Source organism: Nitrococcus mobilis Nb-231 (assembly GCF_000153205.1).
In the GTDB taxonomy this organism is placed as follows: Bacteria; Pseudomonadota; Gammaproteobacteria; order Nitrococcales; family Nitrococcaceae; genus Nitrococcus; species Nitrococcus mobilis.
This window is the reverse complement of record NZ_CH672427.1, coordinates 2,117,328-2,139,464: the sequence shown is the minus strand read 5'-3', so window position 1 is coordinate 2,139,464 and position 22,137 is coordinate 2,117,328. Positions and strand designations below refer to the sequence as shown.

The window sequence follows — 22,137 nt, the reverse complement described above, 5'->3', positions numbered from 1 at the left end:
CGAAATTCTTTTTGTCTTATCTGCTTCTGGTTCCCCGTGCCCGCTGGCCGGGGATGAAACGGGAAGCCGGTGCCCTGCCAACCGTTGGCACGAGAGCCGCTGAGTAATCAGTGGGCTCGGGATATCCAATAGAGGGTATGGAAGTCCGGCGCTGCCCCCGCAACGGTAAGCGAGTCAAGGCGCTGCTTTATGCCACTGTGCTTAACGCATGGGAAGGCGCGGCGTCAGGCATGATGCCTGCTTGCAAGCCCGGAGACCGACCTGGAGCTCTTGCCGGTTCAGTGCTGCGGTGGGCGGTGCTACGGGTGTGACGGCGTTCCGTTTACCTCCGTGTTGCCTCCTCGCTGCTCTTGGCCGCCGTGATTCCAAATCCGTGCGGGTGCGCGCGAGAAGGACCATAGCATGCAACAGCAGGCGAGCTATTTCGCTGCGGTAGCCGTAATGATGGGGCTGCCGGTCGCGGCGAGCGCCCTCGAAACCCCTCCCATTGTCGTCACTGCCGAGCGATTACCGACCTCGGTCGATGAGACGCTTGCCCCGGTAACGGTGATTACCCGTGCGGACATCGAAGCGACGAATCCTCAGAGCATCGACGATTTGCTGCGCTTGCAGCCAGGTGTCGATGTGGCACGCAGTGGGGGTCTAGGCGGTAACACCAGCGTATTTCTGCGGGGTACCAATTCCAACCATGTGCTCGTGCTCATCGATGGGGTGAGGGCGAGCTCGCCGGCGAGCGGTCTATTCGCCTGGCGGCAGATGTCGCCGGCACAAATCGAGCGCATTGAGATCGTGCGCGGTCCGCGCGCTACGCTTTATGGCTCGGACGCTGTGGGTGGTGTCATCCAGATTTTTACGCGCCAGCCGGAGGGGGTGACGGCGTCGGTGACGGCCGGCTCGCAGGATACCCAACGCGCCGAGGCGGGTTTCGGGTTCGGCGCGGCGACGCGCCTGACGCTGAACACCTCCTTTGTCCGTACCGACGGTATTTCTGCCACCAATCCCGGCAATCCTAGCTATGATCCCGATGACGATGGCTTCATCAATCGCAGCCTCAACGCCCGCTTCACGGCGCCACTGTGGGGAAATGCGGCCTTGCGCTTGTCTGGCTGGTATGCCAATGGCGATGTAGAGTTCGACCAAGGCGTTCAGGGTATCGTTAATGGCAACTTCAGCGCGCGCCTCACCGACAGTCCGGCACGGGTTTGGGGTTACGCTCTGACGCTCGGCTTCAATCAGGACGATATCGAGACGAAATCGGCTTTCCCGAGCAAGATCAGCACTCAGCGCACGACCCTCGATTGGCAGAATAATCTGCATCTGAGCAAGACGCAGTCCTTGACCTTGGGACTGACTTGGCGCCGCAACATCGGTAAGAACAGCGACCCGGCCACCTCAGTGGTCGTTTTCAATGACTTCACCACCAACACGGGAGTTTACGCAAACTGGTTGGGTGCTTTCGGTAACAGCGATTTGGAGGCGGGGGTTCGCTATAATCACCAAAGCGAGTTCGGCGGCTACGTGACGGGCCAGTTTGCGTGGGGCTATAGTCTCGGTGCTGGCTATCGTGTGATCCTCTCTTACGGTACGGCTTTCAAAGCGCCGGACCTCAACGAGCTATTTCATCCCGGATTTGGTGGTTTTTTCGCGGGGAACCCGGATCTCGAACCGGAGCGCTCGCGTTCGGCCGAGCTGGCTGTGCGCTACCATCAGCCGGGCGGTCGACGACGTCTGGAGGCTAACCTCTTCTATACCAGAATCGACGATCTCATTGCTTTCGAGGGTGAGATGTCCCAGGCGATCAACATTGACGAAGCGAAGATCCCAGGGCTTGAGCTACAGTATACGGATGGTATCGGCCGCTGGAGCCTGCACTCGAGTCTCACGCTGCAGCGACCGCGCAACATCAGCACGCATGCGCGGCTGCTGCGCCGGCCCGACAGCAAGTTCTCCCTGGTGTTGGCGCGCGCGCTGGGCAACGGCGGACTGATCCGCGGTGAGCTATTGAGGGTCGGTCAACGGGCCGACGTCGGTGACGAAACGCTTGGTGGCTATACATTGTTCAACCTCAGCGGCCAGATTCGGCTCGCCCAAGCGTGGTCCGTAGAGGGCCGAATTGAGAATGTCACGGACAAGCAATACGAGAACGCATTCGGTTTCAATACCCTCGGCCGGGTATTCTATTTGAGTCTTCGCTACGCGGCGGATGACTGAGTGGCGGAGGCACTGGCGGTCCACGAGGTTGAACGTGGATCGATCACCTTCCTATATGAGGTTCAAAGCCATTAAAAAATAAGGGATTGACCAGCCGCCTTGCGGACTTTGGGAGATCGAGTGATGTCAACGATTGGGCCGCCCATGGTGGGCGAGTGGTATATGTTACCTAGAGGTGAGAGCTTCGAGGTGGTGGCCTACGATCATGAGGAGGAGACGGTCGAAATCCAGTACTTTGACGGTGCGGTGGAGGAGTTCGAGCTCGAGACCTGGCTCGAGCTCAGCGCCGAGCCCATCGAGCCGCCCGAAGATTGGTCCGGCTCGGTCGATATCATGCGTGAGGACTATGGGATGGAGGATCGGGCTAACCCATACCGTCCCAAAAATCCTCTCGATGAGCTGGATATCAACGACAAGGACTGAGGCGATGCCAGGTTGGTTGTCGCCGCCGCATGCTCATGCCCGTTGATCCGGGCCATGATTGGAGTGTTACCCCGAAGGAAGCCATTGCACTGCAGCGCATACTGGCGGCGCGGGTTCATTTACAGTCTGGCCCGAAGCAGGTTCGTTGTGTGGCGGGCGTGGATACCGGTTTCGTCGATCATGGTCGCATGGCGAGGGCCGCGGTGGTGGTGCTGAGCTTTCCTGAGCTTGTGCCGTTAGAGACCCGGATCGCCTTGGAGCCGACCCCATTTCCGTATATTCCGGGTTTGTTGTCCTTTCGTGAGTTGCCCGTGGTGCTGCATGCCCTGGAGAAACTATCGATTCTGCCTGATTTGGTCTTGTGCGACGGTCAAGGCATTGCCCACCCCCGTCGTCTGGGTATCGCTGCCCACCTCGGAGTCGTAACCGGGTTGCCGACGATCGGTGTTGGTAAGTCTCGTCTGATCGGCGACTATCGGGAACCGGGTATGGAGAAAGGTTGCGTAGCACCACTTATGGATGCAAAGCAGCGCATCGGCACCGTCGTGCGCACGCGCCGCGCGGTACGCCCGTTGTTCATCTCGCCGGGTCACCGCACCGACCATGTCAGTGCGGTTGAGTGGACGCTGGCCTGCACGGGGCGCTACCGTTTGCCTGAACCGATTCGTATGGCGGATCGGGTGGCTTCGGCTCGCCGGGGCTCAGAAAGGAATTCCGTGCGTTGACAAGTAGACGCTGCCGGCTACCCCGACAACGAGCAGCACCAGACCGACGCCTACACTAATGCGCAAGGATCGTTGCAGACGAGCGGCACTCGTATGCACCAACTCGCGAATACGGTCATCCGCCTGCATCCGATGCTCGGTCAGCGATACGGCGATTTGTTCGCTCGTTGCATCGCCCGCCGCTTTCGTGGCCGCCTCGCGCGCCAAGCGCCGGGTGTCTTCCAGAATCCGATCTCGGATGCGTGGCAGCGCCTCTTCGATTATCTCATCGCGTAGGCGGGGCAGTGCGGTTTCGAGGATGATCTCGGTGAACTGTTGGCGGAAAACATCGGCGGCCAGCAGTTCGGCCATATGGCCCCGAAGTTCGCGGCGCAGCTCGGCTTTGATCTTCTCCGCAGCTTGCTCCGGCCTGAACTCCTCGCCGAAGCGCTCGATAGCCTGCTGGGCGCTTTCCTCGGCGATACGCCGTGCCGTCTTCTCAGCCAGAGCCTTGGTGGCGCCTTGGTCGGCGGCGGTGGCTTGGCGGATCGTTCCTTCGAGCTCCCCGCGGAGGGCGTCGATTCGTTGTTGCACGAGTTGTTGGGTCGCCTCGATGGCTTTTGCTTCAGCGGCCTCGCGAGCGGCGGTCTGGATATTCTGCCAAGCAATTTCCCTCTGCGGCTCGGCTCGTTCGGCAGGCGCCGGTGTGGACTTCGTGGCCGCTGGCACGGATTGTCTCGGCGCCGCGTTCGTAGAGCGTTCGGGTGTTGCGCCCACTGTTGTCGGGCTTGGCTCACTGGAGCGTCGCCTCAGGGCTTCCAATATCTCTTCCAGGCTGTCCTCGCCGCTGGGTTTGGTAAGGAACCCCGCGATTCCGAGCGCCTCGGCACGTTCACGGTCCTCCGCGTTTTCCTGGGCGGTGTACATGACAACTGGGATCTCCGTCTCGCCAGGCAGCGAGCGGATCCGCCGGGTCGCTTCGAAGCCATCCATATCCGGCATCATGTAGTCCATGAAGACCACGTCCGGCCGCGCCGTGCGAAGATAATCGAGGGCTTCGGTACCGGTAGCCACCATATCTACATCGACATTGCGTCGTCGCAAAAGCTTGCTGAGCGCGATGCGGGCAAGGCGCGAGTCATCAACCACGAGGGCTTTTTTGACCTGAATCATCTACGGTGACTCCATAAATTTTGTTGCGCAGCAACCGGGTTAATTCGTGGCATGCCATAAGATGGCCGAGCGTGCCGGTGCTAGATACGTAGAGTGCATGCGAGGCCTGCGCCGCGAAAGGAAAACCGCCGGACGGATGCAAACGGGGCTTAATGCCTCGTTCGTTGCGGGTTGCTGCACGCCGTTGATCGACTGTAGCGAGCGAGGAGCGTGCGTCCGTCCGGCGGCTTGGCACATATAACCGGCCTGTAGGCATCCTTATGGGTTATTCCCGATTGCCTGACCGGGTTCGCACCTGGCCAACCACTCCCGTGCTTCGGCGCTACCCCCAAGCGCCGCTTGATAGAACCAGCGAACCGCGATTTCCTCGTTCCTTGGTACGCCGCGTCCCTCCGCGTACATCACCCCCAAATTGTGTTGCGCGGAGACTTGGTTCTGCCGGGCGGCGGCCTCAAACCAATGGACAGCCATTGTTTCGTTCAATGTCACCCCTTGTCCGGTCGCGTACAAGAAGCCAAGCGCATGCTGGGCCTCGGCAAGCCCCCGGAGCGCTGCGCGCCGATAGAAATAGGCCGCGAAGACCAAATCCACCGGACAGCCGTCCCCCGTCTCCAAGCGGCGTCCCCGCAGGTAATCGTTCCGGGCCTTGATAGCTTGCGAGACCATTGTTACCCCCTTTAAGCACTATTCCGGCCTGCGCCGCTTTATGATATGCAGAAAATAGGCCAGCGAATGAACGACCTAGCGATCTGATTTGTCATCCGGCCGCTCCATACGCTCTATGATAGATATTTATCAATCACTTAAAAGATGATGGGATGCCGCCCACAGCACCCCGACGCCAATTTTTGGCACCATCTATCGGTCGGATAATGTCGGATTTCAGTGACGTGCAACGTCAAATAGTGACGGCCAAAAGGCCACTTTATCGGCTTGCTTGTCCCTAGCCGATGAATAACAGACGATGCGGTTAGATTTTCCGGCCAAATCGGAACTGACTCGATGGCATCGGTAACCCCTGGGGTTTGTAATTGGCGAGCGGCGCTAGGCATTTATCTGCGCCGGTCCGTGATCACGATGGTATTCCTGGGTTTCTCCGCAGGGCTGCCCTTCATGTTGATCTTCGCCACGTTGACGGTTTGGCTCCGCGAAACTGGTGTGGATCATACCGAGATCGGCTTTTTTAGCTGGCTCGGTGTGACGTACTCCATCAAAGTGCTGTGGGCGCCGGTGATCGACCATCTCTCGGTGCCCGGATTGACTCGATTGCTAGGTAAACGGCGCAGTTGGATGCTTGCGGGACAGATCGGTATCGCCGCCGGTTTACTGGGCATCAGCTGCATCGATCCGGCTGCGGATCTCCGAGTCTTGGCCGGGTTCGGGTTCATTGTGGCCTTTTGTTCCGCTACCCAGGACATCGCCGTAGACGCCTTTCGCATCGAGGCCGAGGAGGAAATCTATCAGGGGGCGATGGCGGCCACCTATCAGATCGGCTATCGGATCGCCAACGTGGTTTCCTATACCGGCGTGCTCTACTTGGCATCGATTGGCTCTTGGCATATGGCCTATCAGGTCATGGCCGGCCTGATGCTGCTGGGCATGGCGACGGTGCTGTTGAGCCGGGAGCCTGAGCACCCGCCCCGCGCGGTTGTTGGGCTGGTTAAGCGGCCCGTCGGCACCGTCGTGATGCGCACAGAACGTATCCGCTACGGGCTGCATACTTTTTCCGCTTGGTTCGGCGGCGCCGTGATCGCTCCGCTGGTGGACTTCTTCGCCCGCAACGGCTGGCTCGCACTTGCCATTTTGGCGTTCATCGGCTGCTTTCGTATCAGCGATATCGCGATGGCCAGCATGGCTAACCCGCTCTATATCGACTTGGGTTTCAGCAAGCCGCAAATCGCCAACATCAGTGGCGTATACGGTTTGTGCATGACCCTCCTCGGTGCCATGGTAGGCGGTACGGTCGTGGTTCGCTACGGGCTGATGCGCCCGCTGCTGCTGGCGGCCATCCTGGCCTCATCGACCAATGTGCTCTTTGCTTATCTGGCGGTTCAAGGGAAGAGTATGGGGCTGCTGACGCTGACCATCAGCGCGGATAACTTGAGCGGCGGTTTCGCCGGTGCCGTTTTCATCGCCTATCTCTCCAGTCTGACTAATACCATGTACACGGCAACTCAATATGCGCTATTCAGCTCGCTGATGACGCTGCCCGGTAAACTCGTCAGCGGCTTTTCGGGTATGGTCGTGGACGCGCAAGGCTACGCGGCTTTCTTTCTCTACACGGCGTTGTTGGGGGTGCCGGCCATTGTTCTGGTTACGTATTTGCTGCGTCGATCCGAGACCGGCGCAAGGGCATTGCCCGCGGCACGGCAAAATAGCGTCTCGCTCAGGCGACCCACGAACCGAGAGGCGATCCAGGCGAAGGAACAATCTTCCTGAATGAGCAAACTGATTGCGCCGGGACGGATCGATTAATCGAGTGCATGCAGCGGACGAACCATAGTTGTCGTCTATTGATTAAATAAAAACAGTCAATTTTACTGATTGTTTTCATTCCCATACACTTGTCGAAGTCACAGAGACAGCTCAACCGGAGGTAAAAGCCATGAGCGTACTGGTAGGAAAGGAAGCGCCCGATTTCACTGCCGCGGCTGTCATGCCGGACGGCCGCATCAACGAAGCCTTTCGCCTGTCCGAGCTGCGCGGCAAGTACGTGGTTTTATTTTTCTGGCCGCTGGATTTTACCTTCGTCTGCCCCTCCGAGATCATTGCGCATGACAATCGGATGGCGCAGTTCGAGGAGCGCGGCGTGACCGTAGTCGGCGTCTCGATCGACTCGGAATACACGCACTTCGCTTGGCGCAATACGCCAGTGGACAAGGGTGGCATCGGCGCGGTGCGCTTCCCATTGGTTGCCGATAAGCGCCACGAGATCGTTCGGGCCTACGGTATCGAGCATCCGCAGGAGGGGGTTGCACTACGGGCTTCGTTCCTCATCGACCAGCAGGGGATCGTGCAGCACCAAGTGATCAATAATTTGCCGCTGGGCCGTTCGGTGGACGAGATGCTCCGCGTAGTCGATGCCTTGCAGTTCACCGAGCAGCACGGTGAGGTCTGCCCGGCCGGATGGCAGAAGGGGCAAGCGGGCATGAAGCCGGATGCCGGTGGTGTGGCCAGCTATCTGGCCGAGCATGCCAAACAATTGTAAGGCCGCCATTCGATTGCAAGTCGGCCCGGCTGTGGCCATGCCGCAGCCGGCAAGCTTGTCTTTTTTCGATCTCAAAGCCGCTACCGGGAGCATTTTGAATGAGTGAGGTTAAACACGCCAAGCTGTTGATACTCGGCTCCGGTCCGGCCGGCTACACCGCGGCGGTGTATGCGGCCCGAGCCAACCTGAATCCCGTGCTGGTGACCGGTCTGGAAATGGGCGGCCAGCTCACCACCACCACCGACGTGGACAACTGGCCGGGCGATGTCGAAGGCCTGCAGGGGCCGGCGCTGATGGAGCGCATGAAAGCCCATGCCGAGCGTTTCAACACCGAGATCATCTTCGACCACATCAACGAGGCTGATCTCGAAAGCCGTCCGTTCCGGCTCAAAGGCGACAGCGGCGAGTACACCTGCGAGGCGCTGATCATCGCCACCGGCGCCAGCGCCAAATACCTCGGCCTCGAGTCCGAGGAGCGGTTTATGGGCAAGGGTGTGTCGGCCTGCGCCACCTGCGATGGGTTCTTCTACCGGAAGCAGGATGTGGCGGTGATCGGCGGCGGCAACACGGCGCTCGAAGAGGCGCTGTACCTCTCGAACATCGCGCGGCACGTCACCCTGGTGCACCGCCGGGACCGCTTCCGCGGCGAGAAGATCCTGCAGGGTCAGGTGCTCCGCAAGGCCGAGGAGGGCAAGATCACCATTCGCTGGGATAGCGTGCTCGATGAGGTGCTGGGCGACGCCACAGGCGTGACTGGCATGCGCATTAAAAGCACCAAGACCGGCGCAACCGAGGACGTCGATCTCACCGGCGTGTTCATCGCCATCGGCCACACACCGAACACCGGCATCTTCCAGGGCCAGCTCGATATGGCGGGCGGCTACATCAAGGTCAAAAGCGGGCTGGAGGGCAACGCCACCGCCACCAGCGTGCCGGGCGTGTTCGCCGCCGGCGATGTCATGGATCATGTCTACCGCCAGGCGGTGACCTCGGCCGGCAGTGGTTGCATGGCAGCGCTGGATGCCGAGAAGTATCTGGACGGCTTGGCGTTGGAGGGCGGCGACGCCCACAAAGCCGCCGAGGATACCGGCGCTATGGCGTCTGCTTCGGCCTGAAGCGACGGAATTTTCCCTTCCCTATGATTGCCGGCCTCTCCCAGGCCGGCTTCCCCTGGTGATATCGATCCCACAACGGATTGTCAGATTGCCTCTTTGGCGGCACGCTGAGCCTTCTGTCAAATGACTTATGTGGGGTGGTCTCATGAACGAGAAACGGCGATGGCCGGCTGTGCTGGCGCGGGGCGCGTCCCCAATTGACCTCACTCCAGGCCGGCACCGCGCCGACGGCGCGGGCGTGGAAATCTCCTACTCCACGGCCGAGACGCCGCTGGGGCTGTTGATGATGGCTGCCACCGAGCGCGGCCTGTGTTTCGTCCAGCTCGGTGACAATGAGGTACAGATGCGCGAGTGCTTGCGCTGCGAATTCCCGACGGCGACGCTCTCGGTCATGCCAGCCGCGGCCAAGGGGTCGTTCAAACAGTGGATGCGGGCATTGTGCGATTATCTGCAGGATGTCCGGACCGAACTCGATTTGCCGATGGATGTACGAGGCACGGCGTTCCAGATGAAGGTCTGGGGCTGCCTGCGGACTATCCCCTACGGTGAACTCCGCACTTACAAGCAGGTGGCCGCGGCCGTCGGCCGGCCCCGGGCCGTTCGCGCCGTCGCCAACGCCTGTGCCGCCAACCGGCTCTCGCTGACCATCCCTTGCCATCGCGTCATCCGCGGCGACGGCGGACTGGGTGGTTATCGCTGGGGCATCGAGCGCAAGCGCGCGCTGATCGAGCGGGAGCGCGTGGCCCGCGCCGAATCGGTCTAGCTCAACTATGCTCGTGATTGCCGAGCCGACGGTTATCGATCCATTCCCCTGGGCGGCCCTGTTGGGTTATCTCGATGCCCGGCTGATCCCCGGCGCCGAGCGGATTGTTGACGACGGCTACGAGCGCCGCCACAACGGCGCGACCGTGCGGGTAACCTATCATGCGGGAGGCAAGTGCCTGCGGATAACAGCCGATGACGCGGTTTGCGGCGACGAGATCACGGTGCGCGTCATCCGCCTGTTCGACACCGGCCAGGATACCCGCGCCGTGGACCGACAGCTCCGCGCTTGCCCGCTCTTGAGACCGCGCGTCGACCGGATGCCGGGGCTGCGGCCGCTGGGCTGTTGGTGCCCGTTCGAGCTGTGCGTGCGTACTGTGGTGGGCCAGCAGGTTAGTGTCGCTGCCGCGGCCACGTTGATGCGCCGGCTCGCCGAGCGTTGTGGCGAGCTTTCCCCGGCGGCACTGTGCGCGGCCGATCTCGACGCCATCGGCATGCCGGGCCGGCGCGTCGCTACCCTGCGTCGCCTCGCCGAAGCGGTGGCCACCGGCGAGCTGGCGCTTGAGCATGCCGACTGGGCGGCGATCGACGCCGGGCTCTCGCGCCTGCCCGGCATTGGCCCCTGGACCCGGGCCTATCTGGCGATCCGCCTGGGCCGGCAACCCGACATCCTGCCGGAGACCGACCTCGGGTTGCTGCGTGCGGCCGGTGCGGCTTCTCCGACCGTTCTGCGGGCGCTGTCGCAGCGCTGGCGACCGTATCGCGCCCATGCTGCCACCTACCTCTGGTGCGCGGTATGAGCATGGCTCTGACGCGGAGCATTGCGGCGGTCGACTGGCCGCAAGCCGTGCGCGATCTCGATGCCGAGGGTGTCGCCGTGCTGCCCCGGCTGCTCGACACCCGCCAATGCACGACCTTGCGGGGCCTTTATGCTCGTGCGGAGCGTTTCCGTTCCCGCGTAGTGATGGACCGTCACGGCTTCGGCCGGGGTGAGTATCAGTATTTCGCCGAGCCGCTGCCGTCCGTCGTCCAGGCGCTGCGGGAATTGATTTACCCCCATCTGGTGCCCCTGGCTAATGCCTGGGTGCAGCGTTTGCGGGAAGTGCAAACGTTTCCGGCGGCACACACCGAATTCCGCGCCCAATGCCACGCCGCTGGTCAGCGCCGCCCGACCCCGCTGCTGCTGCGCTATGGCGCGGGCGACTACAACTGCCTGCACCAGGATCTCTACGGCGAACTCGCGTTTCCGCTGCAAGTCATCGTAATGCTGAGCGAGTTGGTCACGGACTACGACGGTGGCGAACTGGTGCTCGTAGAGCAGCGCCCGCGCCGGCAGTCCCGTCCACGGGTCGTACCGTTGCAGCGGGGTGAGGCGGCGATCATTGCCGTCAACAGCCGGCCGGTGACCGGCCAGCGCGGGGATTACCGAGTCAAACTCAAGCACGGTGTCAGCACCGTGCGCCGTGGCGAGCGCTACACGCTCGGCGTCATCTTCCACGACGCCAGATGAGAACTGACAGACAGCAGCCCGGTGCGCACTGCAACGACCTCTTTGCAATCTCTTCACCCGCCGCGTCAGCGCACAAAGTATTATTTTGCATTATAAAATTCTATTGGGAAGCTCGAATAACTTTCGAATTCCGTTATTCCGGCGTCGTAGACCGGACAAAAATCGTCAGGAACGATTTGTAAACAGCTTTAGCTGGCCCGATAGGGCGCGTGCCAAGGATGGCGTGCGTAATCCATTCTCCCTTTTGCAACAGCAAGATGGATCCTAGCCTACGCTGGGATGACGATGCGAAGTATGATTTTTCGAGGTTCCCTATTATCCTATAAATTGAACATGGAAGATTTGGCAAGTAAAATCAAAGAGTTGTAAAATGTCATACCTACAAAAAACACATATTTTTAGTTTGTTGCATATTGATATCGCCAGAAACTCTACCGACGATTTCAATCTTTTCCATGATAAGAAAAAATGGCATCAAATCCACCACAACCCATTTGGCGGACCTATTGTGCTAGGCTTCCAGTTGGAAGCTTTTATTGAAGGTGCGGTTCGTGAGCATAGAATAACATATCAAGATGATATCTTGATTGCTCAAAAAAACCTTCAGTACAGCAACTATCAATTTTCATTTGCAAATCCGGTAAAACCTGAGCAAGTTATTGATATTAAAATCAATAGGAGCTTGTTTTCCAATGATCTCCTGAACCCGATTTTAAGCAACAGAGTCAGCTTGAAATCTGGCGGAAAACTCAGCATGGCAGGTTATAAGAAGGAATCCCAGAAACCTCTGTTTTTGCCCAATCCAGATTTGCCTGATTTTAAAAGATTGATCAATGCATCCGACAGAGAATTTCTAGGTGATACCGGATTTTTCATTAAGCGAAAGTTTATGAATACGAGTAATGCGAAAAATTTCTTGGCAGGCTCGTTAATTGAGCAATCTGATTATTTTGACGAAATAGAAGGAAAGGCTAATTTTCCAGAAATGTTTCCCTGTGCTCTGATCTCGTGTGCCTTGTTGGAGAACGTTATCAAAGAAAAGCTAGACTTCAAGCGTAACCCAATGGTTTATACCTCGCACAAAATAAGTATAGACCGACACCACCTCTCACATCTGAAAAGCAATGATAGCCTCCACTTGCTGGTTCGTTTAATTCAAGAGGATAAGAACAGTGCATCATCTCTTCAGCAAACCTATGAGTGCTATGGTGTTATTAATCATGAAAGCTTGTTATTCAGATCACTCGTTTCTCTGGTTCCATTAACCGGAAAATAGATTCGGCTATGATTTGAGGCCCCAGTCTAATCAATAATAGGGGCCACGTTTTCCTGGTAGCCTGCCGGGCGGTGCAAGCAAAAATGGACGTCACACAAGAAGCCGCGGTTTGCCCCCAATTTCTCCAGAGTTTCAGTGCTCCACAGGGTCTGGATCAGTATCCGGTACCTGAGTCAGAGCATCTTAAAACTTTTGATAGCTGCCATGTGCAGCACGGGCCTCCAGATATTCCTGAGTGGAAATGGCCGCCAGTTTCTCCAGTGCCGCCGCCATGCGCTCGTCAGGATACTTGGACATCGTTTCCCCTATCGCCCCCCATCTTTATTAGAAGGATAACTGGTGAGACGACATCTATCCTGACAGGGAGGGAAGTCTTAAGCTGACTACAACCAGCCGGCGAGGTTCTCTTTTATGATCTCGCCCAGCGCGTCGATGTGGTCGGGGCGGTCGTTGAGACAGGGAATATAGTGGAATTCGTTCCCGCCGGCGGCCAAGAATCGTTCATGGTTGAGCATGTCGTTCTCCTCCAACGTCTCCAGACAGTCGGCCGCGAATCCCGGACAAACGAGGTCCACGCGCTTGACCCCATTGCGCGCTAGATGTTCCAAGGTACGATCGGTATAGGGCTCGAGCCAGGGCTGGGGGCCAAACCGGGACTGGAACACCAGTTGCCATTCCTCGCTTGCGAGGTCCAGATGTTTGGCCAGTGCTTGGGCCGTGCGCTCGCACTGTATGGGGTAGGGGTCGCCACGTTCGGCATAACGCTTTGGGATGCCGTGGAAGGAGATGAGCAGTCGCTCGCCGCGGCCGTGTTGCTGCCAGTATTCCCGGATCGAGGCCGCCAGGGCGCTGATGTAGTCCGGGTGATCGTGGTAGTCCCTGAGCAAGCGCAGATGCGGCATGACACGGCGTTTGCGCAGAACCGCTCCGAGCGCGTCATAAGTCGAGGCCGTGGTGGCGGCCGAGTACTGCGGATAGAGCGGCAGTACCAGTATGCGCTCACAGCCGGCAGTTTCCAGCTCCGCATAGGCCGACTCGATGGACGGTTGCCCGTAGCGCATCCCCAGGGCAACTTTGAATTGGCTTGAGTGCTGTTCGTTGAGCCGCTCGGCGAGTCGGGCCGCCTGTTGTTGCGAGATGGTGAGCAAGGGCGAGCCTTGTTGTGTCCATATGCGTTGGTAGGCCGCCGCGGAACGCCGCGGCCTGATCCAGAGAATCACGCCGTTTAACACCAGCCACCACAGCGGTCGTGGCAGCTCCACGACGCGGTGATCCCAAAGGAATTCGGCCAAATAACGACGCAGCGCTTGCGGGGTCGGTGCCGCGGGTGTGCCAAGGTTGGTCAATAGTACGCCGGTGGCGCGGTGTGGATCGGTCATCGACATTCTTTCTTACGGGCAAAGACGATGGCAACTGTATGACTTGCCGCGGGGGTATTGCAATGGGTGGGGCGCCATCTCACGGCGCTGACTTCGGGCAACTGAGACTTGTTGGTGCGTACTCAAGCCTTGCTGGCGGTTGCCTCCTGCATGGCGGCGTCGACGACCGCCAGGGCGCTCATGTTCACCAGACCACGGACGGTAATGGAAGGTGTGAGGATGTGAGCCGGCTTGGCGACACCGAGCAATACGGGGCCGATCGAGACCGATTCGGTAATCGTCTTGAGCAAGTTGAAAGCGATATTGGCCGCATCCAGCGTGGGCAGAATCAGCAGATTTGCTTGTCCCTTGAGCCGGGAGTTAGGGAAGATGCGCTGGCGGATTTGTTCATTGATGGCGGCATCGCCGTGCATTTCTCCTTCCACCTCCAGAGTCGGATCGCGATCTTCGATCAGTGGCAGTGCCTCGCGCATCTTCGTTGCCGAGGCCAGACGCGAAGTACCGAAGCTCGAATGTGAAAGCAGCGCAACCTTGGGAGTGAGGCCGAAGCGGCGGATCTCATCGGCGGCGAGCACCGTCATCTCCGCGATCTGATGCGGGGTAGGATCCTCATTGACATAGGTGTCACATAGAAACAATGCGCCTTTTGGCGAGATGATGACGCTCATGGCGGCGAGATCGCGCACCCCGGGGCGCTTGCCCAGCACTTGGTCGACGTAGCCGATCTGCCGGTGGTAGCGCCCGATCATGCCGCCGAGCATGGCATCGGCCTCGCCGCGTCTGACCATCAACGCGGCGATCACGGTGTTGCGGGTGCGGACAATGGCCCGCGCGTAATCGGGTGTGACTCCATGGCGCTCCATGATGGCATGGTATAGCGTCCAATATTCCCGGTAGCGTGGATCGTCCTCGGGGTCGACCAGCTCGAAATCCTGATCCAGCTTTAACCGTAATCCGAGGCGTTTGATACGCATGCGTACCACACGCCGCCGGCCTATCAATACGGGTTTGGCGAGCCCGTCGTCGACCACCACTTGCACCGCGCGCAGCGTGCGCTCTTCTTCGCCGTCACCGTAGACCAGACGCTTCGGGTCGATCCGGGCGCGCTCGAAAATCGGTTTCATGACCAGACCGGATTGGAAAACGAACTGATTGAGCCGCAGTCGATAAGTGTCGAAGTCGTCGATGGGAAGCCGTGCTACGCCGCTTTCCATCGCGGCTTTTGCGACGGCCGGAGCGACGCGGGTGATCAGCCGCGGATCGAACGGCCTGGGTATGAGGTAGGCTGGGCCGAACTTGAGCGGTTTGCCGCCATAAGCTGCGACCACGATGTCGGAGGATTCCGCTTGGGCGAGCTCGGCAATGGCCATTACGCAGGCCTTTTTCATCTGTTCGTTGATGGCGGTCGCGCGGACATCGAGGGCGCCGCGAAAAATGAACGGAAAGCACAAGACATTATTGACTTGGTTGGGGTAATCCGAGCGACCGGTGGCGATGATCGCCTCCGGCCGAGCCGCGTGGACGAGTTCCGGCAAGATCTCTGGTGTCGGGTTGGCAAGCGCCAGGATAAGCGGTCTTTTGACCATGCGCTTGACCATGTCTTCCGTCAGCACCCCCGGCGCCGAGAGACCGAGAAAGATATCCGCCCCTTCGATCGCCTCGGCCAGTGTGCGGGCTTTGGCATCGGTCGCATAACAGGCCTTGCGGGCGTCCATGTACTCGGTGCGGTCTTTATAGATCACGCCTTTGCTATCGGTGGCGATCACGTTTTCGGGCTTCAAACCCATGCTTACCAGTAAATCTAGGCACGCAATTGCGGAGGCGCCGGCGCCTGAGGTCACCAGCTTTACCTCCGAAAAGCGTTTCCCTAACAGGGCCAAGCCATTATGAACCGCCGCGGCGGTGATGATCGCCGTACCGTGTTGATCGTCGTGGAAAACTGGGATGTTCATGCGCTCCTCGAGCTTGCGCTCGATATAGAAGCATTCGGGCGCTTTGATATCCTCCAGATTGATGCCACCGAAGCTGGGTTCGAGGCTGGCGATAATATCCACCAGCTTGTCCGGATCGCGCTCGTCGATCTCGATGTCGAAGACGTCGATGCCGGCGAATTTCTTGAAGAGCACGCCCTTGCCTTCCATCACCGGCTTGGCCGCCAATGGTCCGATGGCACCCAGCCCGAGTACGGCCGTGCCGTTGGTGATCACCGCTACCAGATTGCCACGGGCCGTGACTTCGGCGGCAGCGTCCGGGTTTTCGACGATCACCTCACAGGCCGCGGCCACGCCTGGCGAGTAGGCGAGCGCCAGGTCGCGCTGGTTGGCCAACGGTTTGGATGGTGTAACGGTTATTTTGCCGGCCTGTGGCAGGCGGTGGTACTCGAGAGCGGCGTCGCGCAGGTCATCGGGCATCGTGCTCTGCTCTCTCCAAGCGTGGCTTCTTAAAGGTGTAAGTTAGGCATTATAAGGATGGATCGACTACAGGGGCCAGTCGACGTGACGGGACGCCGACAACCGGTTTCATGCGGCGAATGAGGTGCGCGCAAGAAAGCCCCATAACAGCTCGGCAACTTGCTCCGGCGCCTCCACATGCAGCCAATGCCCGGTTTCGGGAATACACGCGAACTCGGTTTGCGGGAACAGTTTTCGGATGATCCCGTGGCGAGCCTTCGTCACATACTGCGAGCGTCCACCATGAATGAATAAAGTGGGCCCCGAATAGTTCGGTGTCAGCTCGGGAAAGCCCTCGAGCAACGGCATCTGATCAGCCAGTATGTCCAATGGGATTCGCCAATGGTAATGCTCGGCGCGGCGCTCTAAGTTGGTCAGTAGAAATTGCCGGATCATGGGTTCGGTAACGGCACTTGCCAAGGCCTGGTCGGCTTCGGCCCGGGAGCCGATGTCAGTCAGACTCAGACGGCGCATGGCATCGACGTAGCTGCGCAGATGCCGACCGTAGACAACGGGGGCGATATCCGCGACCACCAGGGCGGCGACGCGCTCGGGCCGGGTCAGGGCCAGCGCCATGGCGACTTTACCGCCCATGGAATGCCCCACCAGCGCCACTTTGTCGAGCGCTTCGGCATCGAGCAGGCCGATCACATCCTCGGCCATGACGCGATAATCCATGCTCGGCACGTGCGGAGAGCGGCCGTGGTTGCGCAGATCGGGCAGCAGCACGCGGTAGCGCTCGGCAAGCTCTTGGGCGTGGCGCTTCCAGTTGCTGCCGGAGCCGAACAAGCCGTGGAGGAACAATACGGGCGAGCCTGTACCACTGGTTTGGCAATGAAGTCGAACCCGCTGCGGCTCTGCCAGCATACTCGATCAAGCCCACTTTGCTTCGGAAGGTTGCTGATTGTGGATTAGCCACTGCCTCTGAGCCGCGCCGGCTTGGACCGTTGTGCGCAACTCTTGGACGGCCACGCCGAGCATGGCGAGGTCCGGTTGCGCGGCGCCCTCGAGCTCGTCGAGAGTGCCGCGCAAGTGCGCCACGATCGGCCGGTATTCCTCAGCCCAGTGGGCTATTTGGGCCTGCGGGGGTTGTTCGCTCGGTGCGCTGGTGAGCACCCGCATGGTCAACAGCCGCAGCTGAACGTAGAATTCGTCCTCCAAGCCCGCACGATAGCGTTCCTGCCAGGAATCGACGGCCTCGAATTGCACTAGGGTGTCGCGCAGCCAATTCAGCTCCAGATGGGTCGCGATGCCGAAATAGAGGCAGGTCGCACGCTCGAGGCTAGCCTTCGTCTCCGCGCAGACCTTTACCAGATCCAGTGCTGAATACAGCGGTTCTAGGTGAGCCACCTGGCGGGCGAGGGTTGGAGGAACCCCGGCCTGGGTCAACTCGGTGGTTTCGGTGTGCAGGCGATCACGATCGCTCTGCGGCAGCAGCTCGTCGAGCCAGGCATCGAGCTGAATAATCGCCGGGCGTATCCGAGCTACGGTTTCCCCTATATCGATCGGCGCCTGCAAATTGCGCAGCAGCCACAGCGTCGCGCGCTCTTGGAGATCGCTCAGCCGTCGCAGCATGCGGGTTTGTAACTCGGCAGGCACTTGGTTGTCGAGGCGATCGATCGCCCGCCACAGCTCTCTTAAGTCATAGATGTCGCGGCCCGCGAAATAGGCTAGCGCGGCGTTTATAGCACTACCCCCTGTTTGGGCGCGGATTCGGAATAGGAAGGTGCTGCCCATACGATTGACGATGTGGTTCGCCACTTGGGTCGCAATGATTTCCGCGCCCAACGGGTGTTTGGCCACCGGGCCGGGAAAGCGCTCACGCAAGGGCGGCGGAAAATAATCGCTCAGCTCGCTGGCCAAATGCTCCGTGGGAGGCTCTTCGGCGCGCAGAATCGTTTCATAGGCGTCGATTTTGGCGTAGGCTTGCAGCACCGCCAACTCCGGACGCGTCAGGCCAATGCCGGCTTTTTGGCGCTCGGCTATACCCTCGTCATCCGGCAGTTGCTCGACTCGACGGTCCAGATGTCCGCGGTGCTCGAGTTCGCGCATGAAACGCAGTTGCTCATCGAGCAGCTCCGGCGCCCGCGCCTGGTATAGAGTCAGGCTCTCACTTTGACGGTAATTATTATGCAGTACGAGCTCTGCGACGGTCTCGGTCATATCCATAAGCAGCTCGTTGCGCTGCTTGAGGGTCAGCCCTCCCTCGTCTGCCACGCGGTTAAGCAAAATCTTGATGTTGACTTCATGATCAGAGCAGTCGACTCCGCCTGAGTTGTCGATGGCATCGGTGTTGATGCGGCCACCGGCGAGCGCGAACTCCACGCGTCCGAGCTGGGATAGGCCTAGATTACCGCCTTCCCCGATGATTTGGCAGCGCAGCTCGTCGGCGTCGATACGCACGGCATCGTTGGTTTTGTCCCCGACTTCGGCGTGCGATTCTGTCGATGCTTTTACGTACGTGCCGATACCGCCGTTCCAGAGCAGATCCGCTGGCGCGCGCAGGATGGTGCTAATCAGCTCGTTCGGTGTCAGCCGCTCGGCGCGGGTTGCCAGGGCCGATTGCACTTGCGGTGATAAGGTGATGGATTTCTCATGGCGCGACCAGACACCGCCTCCCTCCGAGATTAGGGTTTGATCGTAGTCGGCCCAGCTCGAGCGCTCTAAACCGAACAGACGTTGCCGCTCCCGGTAGCTCGACTCGGCGTTGGGATTCGGATCGATAAAGATGTGGCGATGATCGAAGGCCGCGATCAGCCGTGTTTGTCGGGAACGCAGCAGGCCATTGCCGAAGACATCGCCTGACATGTCGCCGATGCCGATCGCGGTGAACGGCTCGCTGTGCACGTCCCGGCCCATTTCCCGGAAATGCCGCTTGACCGCCTCCCAGGCACCACGGGCGGTGATGCCCATTTTCTTGTGGTCGTAGCCTGTGGAACCACCGGAGGCGAAGGCATCGCATAGCCAAAAATCGTATTCGGCAGCGATTTCATTGGCAAAATCCGAGAATCGAGCCGTTCCCTTGTCCGCGGCCACAACCAGATAGGGGTCGTCATCATCATGGCGTACCACATTCGGTGGCGGTACCACGCGACCTTCGGTGATGTTGTCCGTGACATCCAGCAACCCCCGAATGAAGATTCGATAGCAAGCTTGGACTTCTGCGGGCAGCGCCTGCCGGTCCTCGGGCAGATTCTTGCACACGAAGCCGCCTTTGGCGCCGACGGGGACGATCACGGCATTTTTCACCATCTGTGCTTTCATCAGGCCCAGGATTTCGGTTCGGAAATCCTCGCGCCGCTCCGACCAGCGAATGCCGCCGCGCGCCACCTTGCCGCCACGCAAATGAACGCCCTCCACGCGCGGCGAGTAAACATAGATCTCATAGGCCGGCACCGGTTTGGGCATGTGGGGAATTGCCTGTGGCCGGAGCTTGAGGGAGAGGAAATCTTGCGGGTTGCCCGCGCTGTCGGTGCGAAAGTAGTTGGTGCGTACAGTGGCTTGGATGGCGGCCAACAGGCGTCGCAAAATACGATCCTCATCGAGGCTTGCTACTGCCTCGAGCAAACCTTCGATCCGCTCGGCGATGGCTGCGGGGCGTTCATCTCCCTGGTAGCGGGGATCGAAGCTGGCCTTAAAAAGCGTGATGAGCTCTGGTGTGATCTGAGGGTTGCCGGCGAGCGTATCCTCGACGTAGTTTTGGCTGAATGCCGTGCCGACTTGGTGCAGGTATTTGGCATAAGCTCTCAGAATGACGATATCCCGCCAGGCGAGTTCCGCCGTAAGTACCAGGCGATTGAAGCCGTCGTTTTCTGCCTGGCGGCGCCAGACCGCGGCGAAGGTCTCCTGGAACGTCTCGCGGATACGTTCGGCCTCCAGCTGACCCGGGCCCGCATAGCAAAGTCCGAAGTCGTCGATCCAGCAGGCGACGCCCTCGCCACTGCACTCCATGGTATACGGGCGCTCATCGATGACTCGCACGCCCATGTTTTCGAGCACCGGGAGCACATCGGAGAGAATGATCGGGCGTTCGGCATGAAAGAGCTTGAAGCGCAGCAAGCCCTCCCTGGCCTGCGGTGGCCGATACAGACGAATGGCGAGGTCCCCGGCTTGCTGCAACGTCTCCAAAAGCTCGATATCATGGACGGCCGTCCGTGGGTCGGTGTCTTCCCGGTAGGCCGCATTGAAACCCTTGCCGTAGCGATTGAACAGGCGATTGCCGGTCTCTTCGCCGTAATGATCCCGCAGTGCCTCGGCAAGCCGGCCAGGCCAAGAACGCATGGTATCGGCCAGCGCTTGCTCCAGCGCCGCGTGGTCGTAGGCCGGCCGGCCGGACTCTTTAAGGCGCACGATGAAGTGGATGCGCGCGAGTATCGACTCTGAGATCTGCACCGAAAATTCGCTCTGAGACCCGCCGAAGGCCTCCTGCAAAATCGCCTCCATGCGTTGGCGAATCTCCGTGTTGTAGCGCTCGCGCGGCGCGAATACCAAGCAGGAGACGAATCGTTGGTAGGCGTCGTAGCGCACGAATAATCGCACCCGCTGGCGCTCTTGCAGGTGCAGAATGCCAAGGGCGATGTCGTATAGCTCATCGATGGAGGCCTGGAAGAGTTCATCCCGCGGGTGCGTCTCGAGAATGTTGGCCAGGGCTTTGCCGGCGTGGCTATTGGCACGCAGCTTGGCCCGCTCGAGAACACACGCGACTTTGCGCCGTAACAACGGAATCGCGCGTGGGCTGCGGTTGTAAGCCGATGAGGTGAACAGGCCGAGGAAGCGGTGTTCGCCGATCACCTCACCCTCGTGATCGTAACGTTTGATGCCGATGTAATCCAGGTAGCCGGGGCGGTGCACTGAAGAGCGGCTGTTCGATTTGGTCAGGATCAACGGCTCGGGGTCGCGGGCGCGGCTGCGTACGTTTTCGGGCAGTACGGCAAAGCTGCTGGAGAGTTGGTGAGCGCTCGTCTGGCGCAGTAGACCGAGCCCGGAGTCCGCAACCGCGCGCAGCTCATCACCGGTACGGCTGCGGCATAGATCGTAACGACGATAACCGAGAAACGTGAAATGATCGTCGCGTATCCAGCATAGGAATTCCAAGACTTCTTCCAGGGCATCCGCCGCCACCGGCGGGCGGTTTCGAGGCAGTCCGCTGATCACCCGCGCGAGCTGCTCGCGCATGGGTTGCCAGTCCTCGACCGCCACCCGCACATCCTCCAGCACCGCCGCGGTGGCCCGCTGGATCTCTTGCAGGCACTGCGGCTCGGTCTGACGGTCGATCTCGAAGTGCATCCACGCCTCGTGCCGGGTGGCTTGCTGCTCGGCTGGCTCGCAGACTTGCTGTAGATGGCCCTGTTGATCGCGCCGCACCGTCAGCACCGGATGGATAACGAGGTGGATGGTGAGCCCGAGGCCGTTGAGCGCCATGCTCACAGAGTCGACTAGAAACGGCATGTCGTCGGTGACGATCTGGAGAATCGTATGACTGGACTGCCAGCCATGCTGTTCCGGGGCGGGGTTGTACACGTGGATCAGCGGCTGGCCTGGCTCACGCGTGCAACCAAGTCCCCAGTGAGAGCGCGCGATGCCACCGAGATCGTCGACCCTGCGGATAGCCATATCCTCTGGCGCGACCCCTGCAAAATAATGGCGCACGAAGCTCCCGACCTGCGGCGCCGTATCGATCGGCCAGTGTGCCTGGGCTTGCGCAATCACGGCCTCGATCGCACGGGTCTTCTGTCCCTTATCGGTGCCCTGGTTCATACTTCTGGTCCTCCGTGCGTGCGCCCTGTACTCGTCGTCGAGCCGGGTTACTCAGGTCATCCGGGAGCTTGATGCTTACGATCGAGGATATTTCGCCGGCCTACCAAGGGCAATACTCTGCCGTGTGAACCATTTGCCGCTGTGGGGTTGATCGGCTGTGCTCACCGGC

16 protein-coding genes and 1 riboswitch are annotated in these 22,137 nt (G+C 59.9%); of the genes, 10 read left to right on the top strand and 6 right to left on the bottom strand.

Annotated features, from left to right (window positions below; genetic code table 11):
* Positions 1-10 precede the first annotated feature (10 nt).
* A riboswitch (cobalamin riboswitch) is annotated at positions 11-279 on the top strand.
* 123 nt (positions 280-402) lie between these two features.
* The 3 genes from NB231_RS09760 (at position 403) to nfi (ending at position 3,359) form a co-directional block, all read left to right on the top strand.
* Positions 403-2,211 (top strand): TonB-dependent receptor domain-containing protein, encoded by a 1,809-nt coding sequence (locus NB231_RS09760; RefSeq protein ID WP_005002261.1) that lies wholly within the window; start codon positions 403-405, stop codon positions 2,209-2,211.
* A gap of 123 nt (positions 2,212-2,334) precedes the next feature.
* A complete protein-coding gene (locus NB231_RS09755; protein ID WP_040662175.1) occupies positions 2,335-2,634 on the top strand; it encodes a DUF6763 family protein in 300 nt (99 codons plus the stop codon).
* A 29-nt stretch (positions 2,635-2,663) separates the two neighbouring features.
* Positions 2,664-3,359, top strand: coding sequence for a deoxyribonuclease V (gene nfi, locus NB231_RS09750; protein ID WP_005002256.1), 696 nt, complete (start codon positions 2,664-2,666; stop codon positions 3,357-3,359).
* Here the strand turns inward: nfi and NB231_RS16900 are convergent.
* Positions 3,336-4,511: a response regulator gene (locus NB231_RS16900; protein WP_005002253.1), complete on the bottom strand. Its 1,176-nt coding sequence runs from the start codon at positions 4,509-4,511 to the stop codon at positions 3,336-3,338. The two genes, nfi and NB231_RS16900, sit on opposite strands and share 24 nt — an antisense overlap.
* Positions 4,512-4,769: 258 nt before the next feature.
* Positions 4,770-5,177, bottom strand: a complete 408-nt coding sequence (locus NB231_RS09740; RefSeq protein WP_005002251.1) for a tetratricopeptide repeat protein — start codon at positions 5,175-5,177, stop codon at positions 4,770-4,772.
* A 336-nt stretch (positions 5,178-5,513) separates the two neighbouring features.
* On the opposite strand from NB231_RS09740, the gene NB231_RS09735 reads away from it, so the two are divergent.
* The 7 genes from NB231_RS09735 (at position 5,514) to NB231_RS09705 (ending at position 12,382) form a co-directional block, all read left to right on the top strand.
* A complete protein-coding gene (locus tag NB231_RS09735) occupies positions 5,514-6,950 on the top strand; it encodes an AmpG family muropeptide MFS transporter (protein ID WP_005002249.1) in 1,437 nt (478 codons plus the stop codon).
* Between the two features lie 166 nt (positions 6,951-7,116).
* A complete protein-coding gene (locus NB231_RS09730) occupies positions 7,117-7,719 on the top strand; it encodes a peroxiredoxin (protein WP_005002248.1) in 603 nt (200 codons plus the stop codon).
* Between the two features lie 98 nt (positions 7,720-7,817).
* Positions 7,818-8,834: a thioredoxin-disulfide reductase gene (trxB, locus tag NB231_RS09725; protein WP_005002244.1), complete on the top strand. Its 1,017-nt coding sequence runs from the start codon at positions 7,818-7,820 to the stop codon at positions 8,832-8,834.
* Between the two features lie 145 nt (positions 8,835-8,979).
* On the top strand, positions 8,980-9,597 hold the full coding sequence (locus NB231_RS09720) for a methylated-DNA--[protein]-cysteine S-methyltransferase (protein ID WP_005002242.1): 618 nt from the start codon (positions 8,980-8,982) through the stop codon (positions 9,595-9,597).
* A gap of 7 nt (positions 9,598-9,604) precedes the next feature.
* On the top strand, positions 9,605-10,396 hold the full coding sequence (locus tag NB231_RS09715) for a DNA-3-methyladenine glycosylase family protein (RefSeq protein WP_005002240.1): 792 nt from the start codon (positions 9,605-9,607) through the stop codon (positions 10,394-10,396).
* On the top strand, positions 10,393-11,106 hold the full coding sequence (locus tag NB231_RS09710; protein WP_005002239.1) for a 2OG-Fe(II) oxygenase: 714 nt from the start codon (positions 10,393-10,395) through the stop codon (positions 11,104-11,106). The genes NB231_RS09715 and NB231_RS09710 overlap by 4 nt, the downstream gene beginning before the upstream one ends.
* A 370-nt stretch (positions 11,107-11,476) precedes the next feature.
* The gene (locus NB231_RS09705; RefSeq protein WP_005002238.1) at positions 11,477-12,382 is read left to right on the top strand and encodes a hypothetical protein; all 906 of its coding nucleotides are present in this window, start codon (positions 11,477-11,479) and stop codon (positions 12,380-12,382) included.
* Positions 12,383-12,765: 383 nt separating this feature from the next.
* Here the strand turns inward: NB231_RS09705 and hemH are convergent, their stop codons facing one another.
* The 4 genes from hemH to NB231_RS09685 all read right to left on the bottom strand — a co-directional run bounded on the left by hemH (position 12,766) and on the right by NB231_RS09685 (position 21,968).
* The gene (gene hemH, locus NB231_RS09700) at positions 12,766-13,761 is read right to left on the bottom strand and encodes a ferrochelatase (RefSeq protein ID WP_005002236.1); all 996 of its coding nucleotides are present in this window, start codon (positions 13,759-13,761) and stop codon (positions 12,766-12,768) included.
* 122 nt (positions 13,762-13,883) lie between these two features.
* Positions 13,884-16,172 carry an NADP-dependent malic enzyme gene (locus tag NB231_RS09695; RefSeq protein ID WP_005002235.1) on the bottom strand — a complete coding sequence of 763 codons (2,289 nt, stop codon included), beginning with the start codon at positions 16,170-16,172 and terminating at the stop codon, positions 13,884-13,886.
* A 108-nt stretch (positions 16,173-16,280) separates the two neighbouring features.
* On the bottom strand, positions 16,281-17,078 hold the full coding sequence (locus tag NB231_RS09690; RefSeq protein WP_005002234.1) for an alpha/beta fold hydrolase: 798 nt from the start codon (positions 17,076-17,078) through the stop codon (positions 16,281-16,283).
* 6 nt (positions 17,079-17,084) lie between these two features.
* Positions 17,085-21,968, bottom strand: coding sequence for an NAD-glutamate dehydrogenase (locus NB231_RS09685; protein ID WP_005002233.1), 4,884 nt, complete (start codon positions 21,966-21,968; stop codon positions 17,085-17,087).
* Positions 21,969-22,137: the final 169 nt, after the last annotated feature.

Bases quoted from the DNA above. Each gene is read 5' to 3' on its own strand.
- hemH (WP_005002236.1), bottom strand. From the start codon at position 13,761: ATGACCGATCCACACCGCGCCACCGGCGTACTATTGACCAACCTTGGC.
- NB231_RS09740 (WP_005002251.1), bottom strand. From the start codon at position 5,177: ATGGTCTCGCAAGCTATCAAGGCCCGGAACGATTACCTGCGGGGACGC.
- NB231_RS09695 (WP_005002235.1), bottom strand. From the start codon at position 16,172: ATGCCCGATGACCTGCGCGACGCCGCTCTCGAGTACCACCGCCTGCCA.
- NB231_RS16900 (WP_005002253.1), bottom strand. From the start codon at position 4,511: ATGATTCAGGTCAAAAAAGCCCTCGTGGTTGATGACTCGCGCCTTGCC.
- NB231_RS09685 (WP_005002233.1), bottom strand. From the start codon at position 21,968: ATGAACCAGGGCACCGATAAGGGACAGAAGACCCGTGCGATCGAGGCC.
- NB231_RS09730 (WP_005002248.1), top strand. From the start codon at position 7,117: ATGAGCGTACTGGTAGGAAAGGAAGCGCCCGATTTCACTGCCGCGGCT.
- NB231_RS09690 (WP_005002234.1), bottom strand. From the start codon at position 17,078: ATGCTGGCAGAGCCGCAGCGGGTTCGACTTCATTGCCAAACCAGTGGT.
- NB231_RS09720 (WP_005002242.1), top strand. From the start codon at position 8,980: ATGAACGAGAAACGGCGATGGCCGGCTGTGCTGGCGCGGGGCGCGTCC.
- trxB (WP_005002244.1), top strand. From the start codon at position 7,818: ATGAGTGAGGTTAAACACGCCAAGCTGTTGATACTCGGCTCCGGTCCG.
- NB231_RS09735 (WP_005002249.1), top strand. From the start codon at position 5,514: ATGGCATCGGTAACCCCTGGGGTTTGTAATTGGCGAGCGGCGCTAGGC.
- NB231_RS09755 (WP_040662175.1), top strand. From the start codon at position 2,335: ATGTCAACGATTGGGCCGCCCATGGTGGGCGAGTGGTATATGTTACCT.
- NB231_RS09710 (WP_005002239.1), top strand. From the start codon at position 10,393: ATGAGCATGGCTCTGACGCGGAGCATTGCGGCGGTCGACTGGCCGCAA.
- NB231_RS09760 (WP_005002261.1), top strand. From the start codon at position 403: ATGCAACAGCAGGCGAGCTATTTCGCTGCGGTAGCCGTAATGATGGGG.
- nfi (WP_005002256.1), top strand. From the start codon at position 2,664: ATGCTCATGCCCGTTGATCCGGGCCATGATTGGAGTGTTACCCCGAAG.
- NB231_RS09705 (WP_005002238.1), top strand. From the start codon at position 11,477: ATGTCATACCTACAAAAAACACATATTTTTAGTTTGTTGCATATTGAT.
- NB231_RS09715 (WP_005002240.1), top strand. From the start codon at position 9,605: ATGCTCGTGATTGCCGAGCCGACGGTTATCGATCCATTCCCCTGGGCG.